At 74.5% G+C, this 16,087-nt stretch carries 14 protein-coding genes; 7 read left to right on the top strand and 7 right to left on the bottom strand.

The genetic code is table 11. The features are described from left to right. Positions 1–145 precede the first annotated feature (145 nt). The 3 genes from ACIOD1_RS14665 (at position 146) to ACIOD1_RS14655 (ending at position 5,657) form a co-directional block, all read left to right on the top strand. Positions 146–2,131 (top strand): hypothetical protein, encoded by a 1,986-nt coding sequence (locus tag ACIOD1_RS14665; RefSeq protein ID WP_365618906.1) that lies wholly within the window; start codon positions 146–148, stop codon positions 2,129–2,131. Between the two features lie 337 nt (positions 2,132–2,468). Beyond that, complete coding sequence (metG, locus tag ACIOD1_RS14660; RefSeq protein ID WP_365618903.1) at positions 2,469–4,184, top strand: methionine--tRNA ligase; 1,716 nt, start codon at positions 2,469–2,471, stop codon at positions 4,182–4,184. A gap of 237 nt (positions 4,185–4,421) precedes the next feature. Then, the gene (locus ACIOD1_RS14655; RefSeq protein ID WP_401902481.1) at positions 4,422–5,657 is read left to right on the top strand and encodes a glycosyltransferase 87 family protein; all 1,236 of its coding nucleotides are present in this window, start codon (positions 4,422–4,424) and stop codon (positions 5,655–5,657) included. Positions 5,658–5,679: 22 nt separating this feature from the next. Here the strand turns inward: ACIOD1_RS14655 and ACIOD1_RS14650 are convergent, their stop codons facing one another. After that, positions 5,680–6,336 carry a CatB-related O-acetyltransferase gene (locus ACIOD1_RS14650; protein ID WP_401902479.1) on the bottom strand — a complete coding sequence of 219 codons (657 nt, stop codon included), beginning with the start codon at positions 6,334–6,336 and terminating at the stop codon, positions 5,680–5,682. Positions 6,337–6,493: 157 nt separating this feature from the next. Between ACIOD1_RS14650 and ACIOD1_RS14645 the strand changes: the two genes are divergently transcribed. Together ACIOD1_RS14645 and ACIOD1_RS14640 are read left to right on the top strand one after the other, a co-directional pair. Continuing rightward, on the top strand, positions 6,494–6,913 hold the full coding sequence (locus ACIOD1_RS14645; protein WP_401902478.1) for a hypothetical protein: 420 nt from the start codon (positions 6,494–6,496) through the stop codon (positions 6,911–6,913). Positions 6,914–7,014: 101 nt separating this feature from the next. Further along, complete coding sequence (locus tag ACIOD1_RS14640; RefSeq protein ID WP_365618891.1) at positions 7,015–8,316, top strand: MFS transporter; 1,302 nt, start codon at positions 7,015–7,017, stop codon at positions 8,314–8,316. On the opposite strand, the gene ACIOD1_RS14635 is transcribed toward ACIOD1_RS14640, so the two are convergent. From ACIOD1_RS14635 to ACIOD1_RS14620, 4 genes are all read right to left on the bottom strand, one after another. Next, a complete protein-coding gene (locus ACIOD1_RS14635) occupies positions 8,294–8,641 on the bottom strand; it encodes a VOC family protein (protein WP_365618888.1) in 348 nt (115 codons plus the stop codon). The genes ACIOD1_RS14640 and ACIOD1_RS14635 overlap by 23 nt on opposite strands. Positions 8,642–8,732: 91 nt before the next feature. Continuing rightward, positions 8,733–9,395 carry a response regulator gene (locus tag ACIOD1_RS14630; protein ID WP_401902475.1) on the bottom strand — a complete coding sequence of 221 codons (663 nt, stop codon included), beginning with the start codon at positions 9,393–9,395 and terminating at the stop codon, positions 8,733–8,735. Then, positions 9,383–10,729, bottom strand: a complete 1,347-nt coding sequence (locus tag ACIOD1_RS14625; RefSeq protein WP_401902473.1) for a sensor histidine kinase — start codon at positions 10,727–10,729, stop codon at positions 9,383–9,385. The genes ACIOD1_RS14630 and ACIOD1_RS14625 overlap by 13 nt, the downstream gene beginning before the upstream one ends. A 49-nt stretch (positions 10,730–10,778) precedes the next feature. Then, the gene (locus tag ACIOD1_RS14620) at positions 10,779–12,308 is read right to left on the bottom strand and encodes a YfcC family protein (protein WP_401902471.1); all 1,530 of its coding nucleotides are present in this window, start codon (positions 12,306–12,308) and stop codon (positions 10,779–10,781) included. Positions 12,309–12,803: 495 nt separating this feature from the next. Here ACIOD1_RS14620 and ACIOD1_RS14615 point away from each other — a divergent pair, with 495 nt between their 5' ends. Next, on the top strand, positions 12,804–13,388 hold the full coding sequence (locus tag ACIOD1_RS14615; RefSeq protein WP_365618876.1) for a hypothetical protein: 585 nt from the start codon (positions 12,804–12,806) through the stop codon (positions 13,386–13,388). 48 nt (positions 13,389–13,436) lie between these two features. Continuing rightward, positions 13,437–14,213 (top strand): hypothetical protein, encoded by a 777-nt coding sequence (locus ACIOD1_RS14610; protein ID WP_365618873.1) that lies wholly within the window; start codon positions 13,437–13,439, stop codon positions 14,211–14,213. A gap of 56 nt (positions 14,214–14,269) precedes the next feature. On the opposite strand, the gene ACIOD1_RS14605 is transcribed toward ACIOD1_RS14610, so the two are convergent. After that, positions 14,270–15,469 (bottom strand): MAB_1171c family putative transporter, encoded by a 1,200-nt coding sequence (locus tag ACIOD1_RS14605; protein WP_401902467.1) that lies wholly within the window; start codon positions 15,467–15,469, stop codon positions 14,270–14,272. Further along, complete coding sequence (locus ACIOD1_RS14600; RefSeq protein ID WP_401902466.1) at positions 15,466–16,023, bottom strand: toxin-antitoxin system, toxin component; 558 nt, start codon at positions 16,021–16,023, stop codon at positions 15,466–15,468. Before ACIOD1_RS14600 ends, ACIOD1_RS14605 begins: the two co-directional genes overlap by 4 nt. Between the last annotated feature and the right edge of the window lie 64 nt (positions 16,024–16,087).

Raw genomic sequence — 16,087 nt, 5'->3', positions numbered from 1 at the left:
ATGGTGATCGATATTGATCACACGCTCGCTCCACCAGCGCATACGCATATGCCGGGGTGGTTCTCCCAGGCATGAGATGTCACGGGAACGCCCACTGACGCGTCCACGGCGTGTGACCATCCCATGATTCACTCGTTTGTCCGACGTGGCCCCAACTCACCCTTCAGGCCCGGGACCCGCGAGGTCCACCGCCACCGCCGTCGAACAGGCCGAGGCCGTCCTCGTCGAGCAATACCCCCAGCTCGTCCGACTCGCCTACGTCACCCTCCCCGGCACGCTCGGCAGGCACGCCCGCGTCCTGCTCGCGCACCGGGCCGTCCAGCGCGCACTGCCGCGCGGCGGAGGCGGCCCCGATCCGGGGGGACCGGGAGGCCCCGACAGCCCCGGCGGCCCCCTGGAGGAACTGCGCGTACGCGTCGTGCGCGCCGCCCTCGCACCCGCCGGCCGCGCCCGCGCACTCCTCGCGCGCACCGGCTGGCCGGCGGCCCCGCCCTTCGTCTGGGGCCTGCGGCTGTGGCCCCCCGCGGGCGGCATCGACGAGGCCGCCCGGCTGCTCGTGGACGCGCCCGGCCCCGTCCGGGCCGCCTTCGTGCTGCACCGCATGGACGGACTGCCCCAAGAGGCCGTCGTCCGGGTGCTCGGCGCCGCCGGAGCCGCGGACGCGGCGGACGCGGTCCGCGAAGCCCTCGCCGTACCCGCCGACGAAGCGCTCCTGAGCGCCCTGCGCAACCCGGACTTCGACCCGACCGTGGTCAGCGCCCGCCCCACCGACCTGCTGCGCCGGCGCCGCCGGGTCCGGGCCGCCTGGGCCGCCTTCGCCGCGCTCGCGCTGATCTCCGGGATCCTCGCCGCCGACGGATCGCCCCGGCGCACCGAGGCCACCCCGCTCGCCGGGCCCGCCGCCGCCGGAGTGATGGACCCCGCCCGGCTGCTCCGGGTCCCCGCCGAGGCCTGGGCCGACACCGCCCGCGTGGACTTCACCGCCTGGCCCGCCCGGGGCGGTCGCACGGCCGACCGGCCGCTCCTGGCCCGGGCGCTCGGCGCCTGGGCGGCCCGGCCCGGGTCGGTCGCGTTCACCGCCGCCCCGGCGACCCGGACCGACCCGCCCGCGCACCCGGCGCAACTCCTCTACGCCGGGGACGTGCCCGGGACCGGCCGGACCGTGGTGGTCCTGCTCGACGGGGACCGGGTGGCCCGCTACGCCGAGCCCACCGGGGGAGCCGAGCCCGCCCCCGGCGCCCCGGGGCGCACCCTCGACCTCGCCCGCACCGACGAGGCCAACGTCACCACCGCCGCCGCGCTCACCCTCGCCCGGACCGCGGACGGCTCCGCCGCCCGCTACCTCCTCGCGCCCTGGATCGCCGGCGCCGCCACCCGCGACCTGATCCGGGCCGGTGACCAGGCCCGGTCCCTGACGGTGGCCGCCGACGGGGTCACCGATCCGGCGGCGGTCCCCCGTACCGACGGCGCCTGCGCGCAGTGGCCCGCCCTGGAACTCACCTCCTCCCCGCGCATCGTGGAGAAGCACGCCTTCGTCCTGGCCGACCTCGGCGCGCTCACCCCCGTCCACCTCACCTACACCCCGCTGCCCGACGGACCCGGCGCCGTGGCCGCCCGACAGCCGCGCGAGGCCACCGGACCGGCCGCCCGCGCCGCCTGGGCGCCCCTGGTGTGCGGGCTGCGGGACCAGCGGGGCGGGGCCGTCCGCGCCGTCAACGTCTGGGACTTCGCCGACTCCGAACTCCCCGACGGGGCCGGCCGGGCCGTCTGGAGCTGCACCCGGGCCTCCGGCTGGGCCGGACCCGGCGACGTCAGCATCCGGCTGCGCCCGCCCGCCGGGCCCCCGCAGGACGTGGCGCGCGCCCGCTCCACCGCGGCCTGCGGCCGCTTCGGCCAACACCTCCTGGCCGCCACCCGGTGGCGCTCCCCGGCCGGCCGCTGGTACCTCCTGGCCGCCGGCAGCCGTGAGGTCGCCGGCATCACCGCCACCGGATCCGTCCGGGCGGAGGCCGCCGGCCGGGTCCTCACCGCCCCCGCCGGACCGGAGGACGCCCCCTCCACCGTGGTCGGCAGGCTCGCGAGCGGGGCCCGGATCACCGCCCTCGACGCCTCGGGCGGCGGCCGCGACTGAGCCGGCCGCCGGACCGGCTCCCGGGGCCGCGGGACCCGGTCCGGGGGCGGGTCCGGCGGCCGGTCCGGGGGCCGGACACCGGTCGGGGGCCTGCCCGTACCGCTGTAGCATGGCCCCATCGCGAGGGCCGTGACGCAAAGGTCACAGCCCTCGCTTCTGCGTTGTCCCGGTGCCGGACACCACCTCCGGTGCCCGTCACCGCCGTTGTCCCGAAGATCACCCGCGACACCTGCGGGCGCGTGCCGTGATGCCGGTTCGATACCATGAACCCGCATCACGTTCCGTCACCGACGGCCCGGCACGTCGTCACCGCACCAATGAAATGGAGCATCCGAGGATGGCTCGACACCTGATCACCAGCGCGCTTCCCTACATCAACGGGATCAAGCACCTGGGCAACATGGTCGGGTCGATGCTTCCGGCGGACGTGTACTCCCGGTACCTCCGCCAGCGCGGCCACGACGTCCTGTACATCTGCGCCACCGACGAGCACGGCACCCCCGCCGAACTCGCCGCCAAGGAGGCCGGGATCTCGGTCGCCGAGTTCTGCGCGCAGGCCCACGACGCCCAGAAGGCGGTCTACGACGGCTTCCGGCTGTCCTTCGACTACTTCGGCCGCAGCTCCTCCGCGCAGAACGCGGAGATCACCCAGCACTTCGCGCGCAAGCTCCAGGAGAACGGCTTCATCGAGGAGCGCGCGATCCGGCAGGTGTACTCGCCCGCCGACGGCCGCTTCCTGCCGGACCGCTACGTCGAGGGCACGTGTCCGCACTGCGGTTACGACAAGGCGCGCGGCGACCAGTGTGAGAACTGCACCCGCGTCCTGGACCCCACGGACCTGATCGAGCCCCGCTCGGCCATCTCCGGCTCCACGGAGCTGGAGGTCCGCGAGACCACGCACCTCTTCCTGCTCCAGTCCACGCTCCAGGGCGAGGTCGAGGCCTGGGTCGCCGAGCACGAGGAGGAGTGGCCGCAGCTCGCCTCCTCCATCGCCCGCAAGTGGCTGACCGAGGGCCTGCACGACCGCGCCATCACCCGTGACCTCGACTGGGGCGTCCCGGTCCCGGCCGACACCTGGCCCGAGCTGGCAGCCGACGGCAAGGTCTTCTACGTCTGGTTCGACGCCCCGATCGAGTACATCGCCGCCACCAAGGAGTGGTCGGACCTGGACCCGGCGAACCGCGACTACAAGTCGTGGTGGTACGAGGCCGAGGACGTCCGCTACACCCAGTTCATGGCCAAGGACAACGTCCCCTTCCACACCGTGATGTTCCCGGCCACCGAGCTGGGCACCCGCGAGCCGTGGAAGAAGGTCGACTACGTCAAGGCCTTCAACTGGCTGACGTACTACGGCGGCAAGTTCTCCACCTCGCAGAAGCGCGGCGTCTTCACCGACAAGGCGCTGGAAATCCTGCCGGCCGACTACTGGCGCTACTTCCTCATCGCCAACGCGCCCGAGTCCGACGACTCCTCCTTCACGTGGGAGCACTTCACCGCCACGGTGAACAAGGACCTCGCCGACACCCTCGGCAACTTCGTCAACCGCGTGCTGTCCTTCTCCCGCAAGCGCTTCGGCGACGACGTCCCCGCGGGCAACGCGGCCGGCGAGGCCGAGGCGAAGCTCGGCGGGCAGATCGCCGACCTGCTGGCCGAGTACGAGGGCCACATGGACGACCTCCAGTACCGCAAGGCCGCGGCCGCGCTGCGTGCCCTGTGGTCGGCCGGAAACTCCTACCTGGAGGAGAAGGCCCCCTGGCTGGAGATCAAGACCGACCCGGAGGGCGCGGCGCTGACTCTGCGCACCGCGATGAACCTCATCCACCTCTACTCGGTGGTCTCCGAGCCGTTCATCCCGGCCTCGGCCGGCGCCATGCGGGCCGCGTTCACGCTCGCCGACGACACCGCGACCTGGATCACGCCCGAGCAGGCCCGCTCGCTCGACGCGGTTCCCGCCGGGACCCCGTTCACCGTGCCGCCGGTGCTCTTCGCGAAGATCACCGAGGAGGACCTGGAGTCCTACCGCGAGCGCTTCGGCGGTACGCCGGAGGCCTGACGGTCCCCGCACCGCCCGACCGGAGGGCGCGGCCTCGACGAGGCCGCGCCCTCCGGCGTACGCGGGGTCGCCGGCGGCGGCGTTCGGTGCCCGGTGGTCCTGGGTATCCCCGGCGGTGCTGGGTGAACCACGGCGGTCCTCGGCGGTCCTCGGCGGTCCACGGTAGGGGAAACCCCACCCCGAGGAGTCGACCTGGGCGTGCAGACCCGGGCGGGGTGCCGCGGCTGGAATGGGGCCATGCCCACGACCTCGTCCGCTTCCGCCCGTCCCGCGACCGCCGCCCCCGCACCCCTCGCCCCCGCGCCCGCACGTACGGCCCTGTGGGTGCTCGGATGGCTGTCGGCCGCCGCCTGGGCGCTGTCCTTCCCGCTGTTCTCCTCGCTCGGCCCGCACCGGCTGTGGGGCTGCTGCGCGGCCGCCGGATACCTGGTCGCCGCCGGGGCCACCGCCCTCGGCCGCCCCCGCTCGGCGCTCGCGGCGGCCTTCACCGGAGCCGTCGCACTGCCCCTGCTGTACCTGGTCCTGACCGGGCAGGGGCAGTCCGAGGTGGGCGTGATCGAACGGTCCGGGCGGCTCCTGCTCACCACCGGACGCCTCTACGTGGACCGGCCCGCCGGAGTCGAGGAGTACACCCCCTACCTCCCCGGCATGGCCCTCCTCGGGGTGCCCCGCGCCCTGTTCGACGGCGCCTTCGGTCCGGGCGGGGTGTGGGCGGCGCGGCTGCTGGGCGACGCCCGGCTCTGGTGCGCGGCCGTCCTCTTCGGGGGCATGTGGGCCGGTCGGCGCCTGCTGGGCGCCGCCCCCTCCCCGCTGCTCCCGGTGCTGGTGGCCTCGCCGGTGGTGGCGCTCCCGCTGGCCGTGAGCGGGGTGGACCTGCCGCTGGCGGGCCTGTGCTGCCTGGCCCTCGCGGCGGCGGTGTCGGGCCGCCCGACGGTGGCCGGGGTGGCGCTCGCGGTGGCCTGCGCCCTCAAGTGGACCGCCCTGCCCGCGGTGGTGGTGGCCGTCGCCGTCCTCGGGGCGGCGCGGGGGGCGCGGGCGGGGGTGCGCTGCTCGCTGGTGGCGGCGTTGGGCACGGCGGCCCTGGTGCTGCCGGGCGCCCTGCTCCAGCCGGCCGAGCTGTGGCGGCAGGTGTTCGCCTTCCCGACCGGGCGGGCCGCGGTGGCGACCCCGGCGAGCAGCCCGCTCCCGGGGCACCTCCTGACGGAACTCGGACCGTGGGGCTGGTACCTGACGGTGGGTCTGCTCCTGGTGGCCGGGGCGGGGGTGGCGCTCTCGCTGTGGGTGCGCCCGCCGCGCTCGGTGGCCGCCGCGGCGGACCGGCTCGCGCTCGGGCTCGGCCTGGCCTTCCTGCTGGCCCCGGCGGGCCGCTTCGGCTACCTCGCGCTTCCGGTCCTGCTGGTGGTCTGGGCCCGCTCGGCGACCGCCCCGCCGACCGCCACCGCTGCGCGGGTGGTGGCCCGCTCCCGGGGGTGAGCGCCGGTGACGCCGGGGGGCTTCAGGGGCGGGTCGGGGCGGCGGCCTCCAGTTCGTCGACGCTGCCCGACATGACGGCCCGCAGGTGTCGGGTGAGGTGCTCCGTGGGCCAGTCCCACCAGGCGATGGCCAACAGCCGGGCCACGTCCGCCTCGTTGTGGCGACTGCGGACCGCTCGGGCGGGGTTGCCTCCGACGACCGCGTAGTCCGGGACGTCGGAGACGACCACCGAGCCGGTGGCGACGATCGCGCCGTGGCCGATCCGGACCCCCGGCATCACCGTCACGCCGTGGCCGAACCACACGTCGTTCCCGACGACCGTGTCCCCGCGCCCCGGAAGGCCCGTGATCAGGTCGAAGTGCGCGGCCCAGTCGCCGCCCATGATGGGGAAGGGGAACGTGGAGGGCCCGTCCATACGGTGGTTGGCACCGTTCATGATGAAACGGACCCCGGTGCCCAGCGCGCAGAACTTCCCGATGACCAGCCGCTCCGGCCCGTAGTGGTAGAGCACGTTGCGCGTCTCGAAGGCGGTCGGATCGTCGGGGTCGTCGTAGTACGAGTAGTCGCCCACCTCGATCAGCGCGGAGGTGATCAGTGGCTTCAGCAGCACCACCCGGGGCTGTCCCGGCATCGGGTGCAGCACGGACGGGTCGGGCACGACGGGGGCGGCGGGTTCCATGGGGGCGACACTCCTGTTCCGGGGACTGTGTGGGTCGACGGGTCGGCGGGGCTGACGGCGTCCATGATTCCACCGCCCGCCCGGGAACGGCCCGGTGCCCGGGGGCGTCCCTGGCAGGGCAGGGCAGGGTCGGTGACGGAGCGGAAGGGGAGACGTCATGTCCACATGGAGGCCGGTCCGTACCGGCAGGTTGCTGCTCGGCGCGGGCTTCGTGCTGACGGCCGCGGTCGTCGTCCTCGTCGTCACCGTGGTCCGCGCGGCGGACCCGGACCGCAACCCGCTCCACCGGGCCGCCGACGCCTGGCTGGAGGCGGTCGCCACCGGCGCCGCGACCTCCGACACGGGCTGTCCCGGCGTCACCTCCGACCCGGCGGCGGCGCTGCGCCGGCTGGAACCCGGCTTCGGCCACCGGATCGTCTCCTCCACCGAGAGCGACGGCGAGGCCACGGTGAACGTGGACCTCACGCCCGCCCGCGGCTCCGTCGTCGCCTACTCGCTGGACCTGCGGCGCACGGGCACCCACTGGCAGGTGTGCTCCGCGTCGGCCGGTCACGTCGAGATCGACCCCTTCGACTGAGGTCGCGCCCGGAGGCCCGGCGCCTCCCCGGGATATTGCTTGACGAAAAGCAGCTTAGAGCTAAGCTACTTCCAAGCAATTCAATTCGGGGGAGCGTTGACATGGCCGAGCGCGTGAAGGAAGAACGGGTGCGCGGGGAAGGGCCCTTGCTCCTCGGAGTGGGGATCAGCGCCGTCGGCATCGGGATGTACATCCCCTTCTCGCTGGTCTTCTTCCACCACGTCACGGGCCTCTCCTTCGCCCTCGTCGGCGTCGTGCTGACGGTGACCGGGCTCGCGGGCCTCGCCGTCATGCCGCTCGCCGGCTCGGCCGTCGACCGGTTCGGGGCGAAGAAGGCCAACCTGGTGCTCTACGCGGTGCGCGCCCTCGGCTTCGCCCTCTACCCGTTCGCCGATTCGCTCCCCGCCTTCGCGGCGGTCGCGCTGATCACCGCCCTCGCCGACCGGTCCTTCCCCATCGTGCAGCAGTCCCTCATCGGCGAGGTGGCCCGGGGCGGAGCGCGCGACCGGCTCCAGGCGTCCATCAGGGCCCTGCAGAACGCCGGGATGGGTGCCGGAGCCCTGCTGGTCTCCGGGGTGTTGGCCCTGTGGGGCACCGGCGGCTTCGCCTACACCGCCTGGGGCAACGCGGTGGCCTTCGCCCTCGCCGGACTGCTCGTCGGCCGGGTGCGGCCGGTCGACGGCCCCACCGCCGGCTCGGCCGTGCGCCCGCCCGCCGGATACCGCATGGTGCTGGCCGACCGCCCCTTCCTGGGGCTGACGGCCGCCAACTTCCTCACCGCGCTCGGCTACTCGGCCCTGTCCGTGCTCTTCCCGCTCTACATCGCCACCTGGCTGCACGGGCCCGACTCCCTCACCGGAGCGGCCTTCACCGTCAACACCGCGCTCTGCGCGGGGGTCGGCGTCCTGATCGCGAGCCGGGTCCGTCGCTCCGGCGCCCGCAGGACCCGCTCCGCGGCCCTCGGCGCACTGCTGTTCGCCGCCGCCTTCGCGGGACAGATCCTGCTCGGTACGGTCCGCCCCGGGCAGAGCGCGACCCTCGTCGTCCTGCTGCTCATCGTGGTCGTCTACACCGTCGGGGAGCTGGTGCACAGTCCGTCGGGCGGAGCCCTGTCGGTCTCGGCCGCGCCCGAGGCGGTGCGCGGCCGCTACCTGGCCACCTACCAGCTCTCGTACTCCCTGGCCTCGGCCCTGGCCCCGTCCCTCTTCACGGGGCTGCTCGCCGTCGACGGCCGGCTGCCGTGGGCCCTGCTGACCGTCGCCGCGCTGGGCGCCGCCCTCGCGCTGGTGCGGCTGGAACGCCACCTCCCGGCCGAGGCCGTGTACGCCGCGCCCCCGACCCCGGCGCCGGTCGCGGTCGCGGGGGCGGTCGCACTCCAGGTCACCGGTGGCCCAGTACGTTGACCACCCGGCCGTTGGGGTCCCGCACGAAGAAGCGGCGCACGCCCCACTCCTCGTCGGTCAGCGGGTACACGATCTCGGCGCCGCTCCCGCGCATCACCGCGTGGGCGGCGTCCACGTCGTCCACCTCCACGCTGAGGTCGGGTGCGACGGGCGCGGTCGCGTCCTCGGCCATGAAGCTCGCCTGGGCTGCCGGTTCGGTGGGGGAGGCCAGGGTCATGATCCAGCCGTGGTTCATCACCTCCTCGAAGCCGAGGAGGCCGTAGAACTCCCGGCTCTCCGGGAGGGAGTGCGAGCGGATGTTGGGCACGACGCGGCGTACGGACATCGAGGACTCCGATCAGGGGTGCGCGGACCCGCGGACCCCAGGAATATCGCGGACCGCCCGCCGGCGCACCCGCCCCCGCGCACGGCGCGCCTCAGTCGGCCGCCCGGCCCCGGAGGTGGGCCAGGACCGCCAGGACCCGGCGGTTGCCCTCGGTGGGGTCCAGGTCCAGCTTGGTGAAGATGCCGCCGGAGTGCTTCACGACGGAGGCCTCGGTGATGAAGAGACGGGCCGCCACCGCCTGGTTGTTGAGGCCCTCCGCCATCAGCGCGAGCACCTCCCGCTCGCGCGGGGTCAGGCGGGCCAGCGGCAGGTCGGGCCGGGCGGGCGGGGCGAGCAGGACGCGGACCACCTCCGGGTCGATCACCGTGTGACCCTCGTGGACCCGCCGCAGGGCGTCGAGGAACTCCGTGACCTCGCCGATCCGGTCCTTGAGCAGATAGCCGAGCCCGGCCGGCGAGCCGGCGCCGAACAGTTGGGCCGCGTACGCGCCGGCCACGTACTGGGAGAGCACGAGCACGGGCAACGAGGCGTCCCGGGAGCGCAGTTCGAGCGCGGCCCGCAGCCCCTCGTCGTGCAGGCCGGGCGGCATCCGCACGTCGGTGACGACCACGTCGGGCCGCTCCGACTCCACCGCCCGCAGCAGGGAGGGGGCGTCGCCGACGGCGGCGAGGACCTCGTGGCCGCCCAGGGTCAACAGTTCCGTCAGCCCGGCGCGCAACAGGACGGAGTCCTCCGCGAGGATCACCCGGAGCACGGAACCTCCACGCACAGCCGGGTCGGCCCGCCCGCCGGACTGGACACCGTCAGCCTGCCCCGCAACATCGCCACCCTGTCCGCCAGTCCGGCCAGGCCCGCCCCCGCGCCGGGGTCGGCCCCGCCGCGGCCGTCGTCGGTGATGGTGAGGGTGAGCCGGTCACCCTCGACCCTACCCGCGACGCCGACGTGCGAGGCCCCGCTGTGTTTGGCCGCGTTCGTGAGGGCCTCGGTGACGGTGAAGTAGGCGGTGATCTCGACCGGTTCGGGCAGCCGGGGCACCTCCAGGTCCACGGTGACCGGCACGGGATGGCGCCGCGCCACCTCGGCCACGGCCGCCGCGAGCCCGTGGTCGGTCAGGACCCGGGGGTGGATGCCCCGTACGAGGTCCCGCAGTTGCTCCAGGGCCCGCCGGGCCTCCTCGCGTCCCCGGCCGACCAGCACGGCGGCCTCGGCCGCCTCGGGCAGCGCCCGCAGCCGCATCTCGGCGAGGCCCAAGGTCATGCTGAGGGCGACCAGTTGCTGCTGGGCCCCGTCGTGCAGGTCCCGCTCGATGCGCCGCCGCTCGGCTTCGAAGGCGTCCACCAGCCGTACCCGCGAGCGGGTCAGCTCCAGCACCCGGGGGTCCTCCTCGCGCGGCCCCAGCAGCAGCCGGGCCGCCTTGACCTGGGCCCCGGCGAGCAGCGCGCCCGCGTACGCCGCCGACGCCAGCCCGAGCAGCCCGACGACGCTCCCGCCGAGCGCCTCCACCGGTCCCGAGACGGCCCGCCCGGGCACCAGCATCACCGGCTCCGGGGCGAGGGCCCACACGACGGCCGGGGAGGCCACCAGGATCAGCGAGAAGGCGACCAGGGCGAGCACCCCGAACCCGGCCGGCCCGAAGACCGTCCCGAGCAGCGCCGCGTAGCCCAGTTCCCTCCGTGTGGCCGGCTCCCGCAGCCGCGTCCGCACCCAGGCGGCGGGTCCGGCCCCGGCGAGCGAGGTGTGCGGGTCACCGACCGGGAGCGGGTCGACCCAGCGCAGCCGCCGGCGCTCCAGCTCCCCGAGCGGGACCGCCCCGGCCACGGCGGCGAGCAGCAGCACCAGCCCGACCCCGGCCACCGCCAGCAGCAGCCCGAGCCCGAGGAGCACGGCCAGCGCCACCAGCACCGCGTAACCGAGGAGGGCCCCGCTGCCGAGGTACCCCCAGCACCGCCAGGGCCACCAGGAGCGGAGGAAGGCCCCCGGCCGCCGCGCGGCCCGCCACAGGGCCACCGGGGCGTCCGGGGCACCCGAGGCATCCGGAGCGGCTCGTCCGGTGGCGCGGTCGGCGAGGGGGGCGGCGGGGGAGGGCATGGGGAAAGCCTAGGCCGTCCGGGTGAGGTCCCCCGGGGCTTCCGGGCCGTCAGACCACCGCCCCCAGGGCCAGGAAGCCGCAGATCAGCACGAACAGGATGGCCAACAGCGGCCACACGAAACGCAGGTACCTGTCGTAGCCGACCTTGGCGAGGGCCACGCCACCGATGGTGACGGCGGTGGTCGGCACCCACAGGTTCATCCAGCCGCTCGCCGACTGCCAGGCCGTGACCACCAGGGCCCGGGAGACCCCCGCGAAGTCGGCCAGCGGGGCCAGGATCGGCATGGCGAGGGTGGCGTGGCCCGAGGTGGAGGGGATCAGGAAGGCCAGCGGCAGGTTCACCACGAAGACCATCACGGCGAACATGCTGGACGAGGTGCCCTGCACCACGCCCTCGATGGAGTGCAGGACGGTGTCGGTGATCTTCGAGTTGTTCATGATGACGGTGACCCCGCGCGCCAGCATGATGACCAGCGCCGGGGAGATGAAGTCGGCGGCGCCCTGGATGATCGTCGAGCTGAGCTTCGCCTCGCCCATCCGCGCCACCAGCCCGACCAGCACCGCCGCGCACAGGAACAGCGCCGAGAGCTGGGGGAAGGACCAGTCCAACTCCCAGCCGTACGGGGCCGCGTCGCCCTTGCCGGTGAGCGCGCCGGACCAGGGCACCACCGAGAAGATCATGAAGGAGAAGACCAGGACGAGCAGGACCAACACGGCCTTGTGTAGACGGGTCAGCTCCGGCGCCCGGTCGGAGTCGGCCGCCGCCTTCTGGTCGCGGTCGCCCGGTAGGAACCCGCACAGGGACTTCGTCGGGTCCTTGCGCACCCGGTGCGCGTAGCGGACGACGTAGAGGATGGTGACGGCGGTGAGCACCACCCACATCGCGAACCGCAGGAAGATCCCGTCGCCGAGCGAGATGTTCGCGGCGGAGGACGCGACACCGGTGGCGAAGGGGTTCACGGTGGAGCAGAGCACGCCGATGCCCGCGCCCAGGACGGCGGAGCCGACGGCGACGAGCCGGTCGTAGCCGAGGGCCAGCATCATCGGCACCAACAGGCCGTAGAAGCCGAGGGTCTCCTCCGCGAAGCCCTCCACAGTCCCGAGGACGGAGAACACCAGCATCACGGCGGCGATCAGCAGGGCGCCCCGGTCGCGCAGCCGGTGGGCGAGGAGGGCGATGCCCCGGTCGAGGGCGCCGGTGGCGAAGACGACGGTGATGAACGCGCCGATGGCCAGCACGAAGAGGAAGACGCCCGCGCTGCCGTACAGCGCGCCCGTGAAGGTCGGGCCGACCTCGTGGGTGGTGGTGTCCTGGATGCCGTACAGGCCGTTGACGGGCGCGAGGAAGAGGTCGTCGAGGCGGTCGGTGAGGCTCTGGGTGTTCGGGACCCGGTGGTAGGTGCCGGAGACGGGGGCTCCACTGGCGTCGTGCGCGTACTGACCGGCCGGGATGAGGAAGGCCAGCAGCCACACCCCGACCGTGACCAGGGCCAGGATGGTCAGGGCGCTGGGGAAGCGCAGGCCCTTGGCGGGGGCGGGCGGCTCCTGTTCCGGTGCGGGCGGGGCGCTCGTGGTCATCGCGGCTCCCCCGCCGGCCGGGAGTCCACGGGCGCCGCGGGGCCGTCCTGACCGGCTGTGTGCACGCGCCACCGTCCCTCTGCTGAGATCCCCGCCGATCCGCGGTCGCGGTCTCCCGATCATCGGCCGGGTGCGGGGCCCTCGCTGTGGCGGACTGGGCCGCAAGGGTGAGGCCGCCGCCCGTCCGTGTCCCGCCCGTCTTCCCACCGCGCCGGGGCCGCGCCCGGTCCGCGCACCGGGTCGCCCCGCCCCACCGCGCCCGACGGGTCTCGCGCCGCGGGTCGGACCGGCCGGTCCGCGGGGCCGTCGCTCCCGGGCCCGGACGGGGCGGTGACGGGGGCGGTGACGGGCCCGGCCGGGGGCGGCATCCGCTCGTACGTTCCGAAGTCACCCGCCGGCCGGGGATCTTGACCTGTTTGACGCGTGTCGCGCCGGCGCTCTGATCGTTTCTTCAGCCGTAACCCTCATGACGGCTGCCGGATCGGGAGGAGCGCGGTGACGGCTTGGCAGTACTTCGCCGGAGCGGGGCTGGTGGCGGCGCTCTGTCCGCTGCACGGCCATGTGGCGGTCGCCGGAGACGGCCACGGCCGCGGGGCGCGGGTCGACGTGTGCGTGCCGGGCGGCCACCCGAAGCCGCCCACCGCGCGCCCGGACCCCGCCGTACCGCCCCCGCCCGGGGTACCGGCCGCCCCCTCGCCGATCGCACCGCCCCCGCCGCGGGTGACCCTGCCCGGCGCGAGCGCGCCCACCGTGCGCCACGTCGGCCGGGCCCCCGACCTGCCGGGAGCCCCCGGGGCCATCGGGACACCGGCCGCTCCGGCCCCGCAGGCCCCGCCGCCCGCCACCCCCGAACCGGAGCCCGTCCCCGCGACGGCTCCCGCCCCGCCCGGGCCCCCGGCCGCCCTCAAGCGCGTCAGCGCCTTCCACACGCGTCCGTACCACTCGGCCGCCCTGGCCCGGCGCAACGCCGGAGGCCTGAGCACGATGATGCTGATGGTGGTCGTGACCACCCCGTCCGTCCTCGCCGCCGCCGCGCTGCGCCCCCGCTCCTCCGGCCGGGGCGGCGCCGCCCGCTCCTGAGCGGCCCGGCACCCACGTACCCACGTACCCACGAACGGGAGACCCCTCGTGTCCGAATGGCTGGTCCTGGCCATCGCCATGGCGCTCGTCTGCGCCGCCGTCCTCGCCATCACCGCGTTCCGGCACCGCCGGGTCGCGGCCGACGAGGACACCAGCGAAACCCCCGACGTCATCGAGTACATGACGATGATGGTCGGGGTGGTCTACGCGATCGTCCTGGGCCTGGCCATCGCGGGGGTCTGGGAGGCGCGCGGCTCCGCCGAGGACAGCGTGCGCCGCGAGGCGCAGTCCCTCTACGAGGTCACCCAGCGCGCCGACGTCTACCCGGCCCCCGTCCGCGACCGGATCCGCGGCGAGGTGGACGCGTACGTCTCCCACACCGTCAGCGTGGACTGGCCGCGCCTGGTGTCCGGCCAGGGCGCCAGCACCGAGGGCAGCCGGCTGCTGGGCGCGCTGCGCACCGACGTCACCCACCAGAGCCCGACCAACGAGCTCCAGGCGCAGGCCTACCAGCCGCTCCTCGACCACATCGCGACCGCCGACGACGCCCGCCACTCCCGCACCCAGAGCGACGCGTCCACCCTGCCCAGCGTGGTGTGGGTGGGGCTGTTGGTCGGCGGGATCGTCACGATCGGGCTGATCTTCACCCTGCAGATCCGCCGCTCCGGACGGGAGTTGCTGTTGGCCGGTCTGTTCAGCGCGCTGATCGTCTTCCTGTTGTTCATGGTCTGGAGTTTCGACGCCCCCTTCGGGCGCGAGGGGATCGACTCGGCGGGGCCCTTCGCGGACCTCTTCCCGACGGTGTCCGTCACCGCCTCCCGCTGAGCACCGCCTCCTGCTGAGCACCGCCTCCTGTTGCGCCCCGCACCGCCCGCCGCCCGTCAGCAGGGTGAGGCCGCCGCCTGCCGCCGGGCGGCGGCCACGACGGGGGAGTGCCGCAGGGCGCGGGAGATCCGTACGAGGTCGCGGGGACCGTCGGCGCCGAGGAGCGCCCGTTTCCCGTCCCCCGCCCGGTCCGTGACGGGCAGTTCGCCGTCCGCTCCCTCGGGGCGGGCGGCGCCCGTGCGTACGGCCGCCGCGACCATGGCGGCATCGGCCACGGCGCGGGCCGTGGCCTCGTCGGCGCCCGTCGCGCGGGCCCGCTCGTAGGCGGCGTCGCGGTGGTGGGGGTCGAAGCGGGGGCCGAGCCGCAGGAAGCCGTCGTGGATGTCGGACTCCCGCTGGATCACTCGGATCTCGGCCGGGGACCACCACGACATCCGCACGCCGGGGGAGCCGGGCGGCGCGCCGTCGTGGACCTCGTGCCAGAGGGTGCCGAGGTCCCGGTAGGTGGCCCAGGTGCGCCAGCTGTCCGAGACGCGTTGACACACGAGCGGCAGGACGAACCCGACCGCGCTGACCAGGGCGCCGGCGGAGGCCAGGGGCGGGGCGACATAGGTGCTCAGGTAGTCGAGGTCGTGGCCGAGCCAGCGGGCGACGACGGCGGACAGCTTCGTGGCGTCGTAGGACAGGCTGATCGCGTAGCCGGACACGATGATCAGCAGGCCGGACCGCAGCCAGCCGCCCACCTGGCGGGACCAGCGCCAACACATCGCCACCATCGTCAGCGCGGACACGTGGTGCGCCAGCAGGTAGAGGGCGATCATCACCCGGACGTACGGGGTGTTCGCGTAGTGCGTGTCGAAGTCGCGCAGCCGCTGCTCGGGCACGTCACCGAGGGCGAAGAGGACCACGATGGCCACGATGACCACCGCGTAGCCGGAGATCCAGCGCTGCGAGGCCCGCCGGATCCGCTCCGGGGGGCCGCCGCGCCAGTTGAACACCAGGAGCAGGCAGGAGCAGCTGAAGGCGCTCATGAGGCAGTACACGAGCGGGGCGGAGATGTTGGGCACGCCCGTCCACTCGTTGACGGCGCCGATGGTCGGCGGGGCCGCGAAGGTGAAGACCGAGCCCGCCAGGAGCAGCAGGACGCAGACGGAGCGCAGGAGCGGATCGCGCCAGCGGGCGCGCAGGGCGGGCAACTTGAAGACCAGGGACAGGGCCATGGCCGCCGCCGGTATGTAGTAGTCCTGGCTGTTCAACGGTCGTTCCTGTGCCCCCGGTAGCCGAGGGAGGTCTCGATGCGGCCGGCCAGTTCGTCGCGCTGGGCCGGAGCCCGGTGGCCCCCGGAGCTGGGCAGCCAGGTGCGGCACCTGCTGCCCAGCAGGAGCCCGAAGGATTCGGCCTCGGTCTCCTGCGAGTCGTCGGCGCGGGTGCGCGCGGCGACCCGCCGGACCGTCTCGCCGAGGTCCGCCCCGTCGGTGAGCAGACGGGCGGCGACGGCGGCGCCGTCCACGTGGTGGCTGCAGTGGCCGGCCTTCATGTGCCACAGCTCGTGGCCCAGGATCACCAGCTGGTGGTCGGGCGCGGTGCGTTCCTCGATGACCACGAGGTCGCGGTCGGCCATGTCGAGCCACAGCCCGCTGGCCGTTCCCTGCGGGAAGGAGGCCATCCGGAACTCGACGGGACGGCCGCGGAGCCTGCTCATGCCCTCGCAGAGGGCCACGTAGAGGTCCACCGGCTCGACGGGGGCGGCGAGCCCGATACCGGCCACCAGCTCCCCGCACAACCGCCGCTGCGCTCTGCCTATGCTCACCGTTCTCCCCGTCGGCGCGGATCCGGATCAGGATTCAAGGATGCAGATCCAGGCTTTCGACTGG

It is taken from the genome of Streptomyces sp. NPDC088097, from assembly GCF_044741845.1.
In the GTDB taxonomy this organism is placed as follows: Bacteria; Actinomycetota; Actinomycetes; order Streptomycetales; family Streptomycetaceae; genus Streptomyces.
The sequence above is the reverse complement of the archived record's forward strand: the minus strand, read 5'-3'. Positions and strand labels throughout refer to the sequence as shown.

Coding starts and splice junctions, on each gene's coding strand:
- metG (WP_365618903.1), top strand. CDS start 2,469: ATGGCTCGACACCTGATCACCAGCGCGCTTCCCTACATCAACGGGATC.
- ACIOD1_RS14655 (WP_401902481.1), top strand. CDS start 4,422: ATGCCCACGACCTCGTCCGCTTCCGCCCGTCCCGCGACCGCCGCCCCC.
- ACIOD1_RS14650 (WP_401902479.1), bottom strand. CDS start 6,336: ATGGAACCCGCCGCCCCCGTCGTGCCCGACCCGTCCGTGCTGCACCCG.
- ACIOD1_RS14645 (WP_401902478.1), top strand. CDS start 6,494: ATGTCCACATGGAGGCCGGTCCGTACCGGCAGGTTGCTGCTCGGCGCG.
- ACIOD1_RS14640 (WP_365618891.1), top strand. CDS start 7,015: ATGGCCGAGCGCGTGAAGGAAGAACGGGTGCGCGGGGAAGGGCCCTTG.
- ACIOD1_RS14635 (WP_365618888.1), bottom strand. CDS start 8,641: ATGTCCGTACGCCGCGTCGTGCCCAACATCCGCTCGCACTCCCTCCCG.
- ACIOD1_RS14625 (WP_401902473.1), bottom strand. CDS start 10,729: ATGCCCTCCCCCGCCGCCCCCCTCGCCGACCGCGCCACCGGACGAGCC.
- ACIOD1_RS14620 (WP_401902471.1), bottom strand. CDS start 12,308: ATGACCACGAGCGCCCCGCCCGCACCGGAACAGGAGCCGCCCGCCCCC.